Here is a 1,591-nt window from a genome sequence, read left to right as displayed (position 1 = left end):
GGTTCTCAGGAAACCTCCCCCAGCGACGACAGCCGGATTATACCCCAGCGTCAAGCTGTGCGGCGAGGGCCGTGGGCTCCGTCACGGGCAGCTGGCAGACGAAGTGGCGGCAGACATAGGCGGTAGCCTTGCCGTCCAGCGTGGGGCGATCGGCCAGGAGGGGCAGCCCCGCCGCTCCCGGTGAGCCCGCCGGCGCGCCCACGACCAGGCGATTGGGCATGTAGCGGCCGAAGGCCGTCTCGACGAGCGGCGCCGGGTTGCCGGCATTGGCCCAGACCAGAGCGACCTCGGCCACGGGGCCAAGCTGGAAGTCGAGGGCGGCGAGGTAGCGGCCGAAGCCCGAGGGATAGCGCCGTATGAGATCGGCCATGGGGCGGAGGGCCTTGAGGGCCAGCTGCTCGTACCGGTCCTCGCCGAAGAAGATGGCGAGCCTCAGGAGCCACTCGATGGTCACCGACGTCCCGCACGGCACGGCATTGTCGAAGAGGTTTCGCGGACGCACGACGAGCGCTTCCTGATCGGTGCCCGTGTCGAAGAATGTCTCCTCCTCCGCGTTCCAGAAGAGCCCGAGGGCCTGATCGGCCAGGCGCCGCGACTCGTCCAGCCACCGCCGGTCGAAGGTGGCCTCGTAGAGGGCGAGGAGCCCCATGCCGACCATGGCATAGTCCTCGAGATAGCCCTTGATCTTGGCCTGCCCGTCCTTCCACGACCGCAGCAGCCTCTCGCCTTCCCGCATCTGGGTGGTGACGAGCTCCGCGTTCTTGATCGCGGCGGCGAGATAGTCGGCGCGGCCGAGCACCCGCCCCGCCTCGGCGAACGCGCTGAGCGCGAGCCCATTCCACGAGGCCAGCACCTTGTCATCCAGACCCGGATGCACTCGCTTCTCCCGCACTTCGTACAGACGCGCCCGCGCTCCCGCGATCAGCTCGGCCAGGCGCCCGACGCTGAGTCCCAGGTCTGAAGCCACGTCCGCGGGCGGCCTGGGCACCCAGAGGATGCTATGCCCCTCGAAGTTTGGCCCGTCGTCCACTCCCCAGTAGGCGAGGGCCGCGCGGGCCATCTCCGTGTCGCCGAGCGCCGAGATCATCTCCTCGGGAGACCAGACGAAGAACTTGCCCTCGACGCCCTCGGAGTCGGCGTCCTGAGCCGAGAAGAAGCCTCCCGAAGCGTGGGTCATCTCGCGCAGGATGTAGTCCAGGATCTCCTCGCAGACCCGCCGATACTCGGCATCCCCGGTGGCCAGCCAGGCGTGTAGGTAGAGCGAGGCGAGCTGGCCATTGTCATAGAGCATCTTCTCGAAGTGGGGCACCAGCCATTGCGCGTCGACCGAGTAGCGGTGAAAGCCTCCGCCGACCTGGTCGTACATGCCCCCGCGCGCCATCTTGGTCAGGGTGAGGCGCGCCATGTCGAGGGCGTGAGCATTGCCCGTGCGCTTCCAGAAGCGCAGAAGGAACTCCCAGTTCATCGGCTGGGGGAACTTGGGGGCGCGACCCATGCCGCCTTCTCGCGGATCCAGCTCCTGGGCAAAGGCCTGGTAGGCCCCGAGCAGAATCTCGTCGGTCAGCAGGGTCGCGGAGCTGCGGAGCCGCTC

Annotated in this window: 1 protein-coding gene; it reads right to left on the bottom strand. The window is 68.1% G+C overall.

What is annotated here, in order from left to right; translation table 11 throughout:
• Positions 1 to 37: 37 nt before the first annotated feature.
• The coding region (locus VGT00_08235) for a thioredoxin domain-containing protein (GenBank protein ID HEV8531390.1) at positions 38 to 1,591 on the bottom strand (1,554 nt) is incomplete at its 5' end.

The organism is Candidatus Methylomirabilota bacterium (assembly GCA_036002485.1).
In the GTDB taxonomy this organism is placed as follows: domain Bacteria; phylum Methylomirabilota; class Methylomirabilia; order Rokubacteriales; family CSP1-6; genus AR37.
The sequence above is the reverse complement of the archived record's forward strand: the minus strand, read 5'-3'. Positions and strand labels throughout refer to the sequence as shown.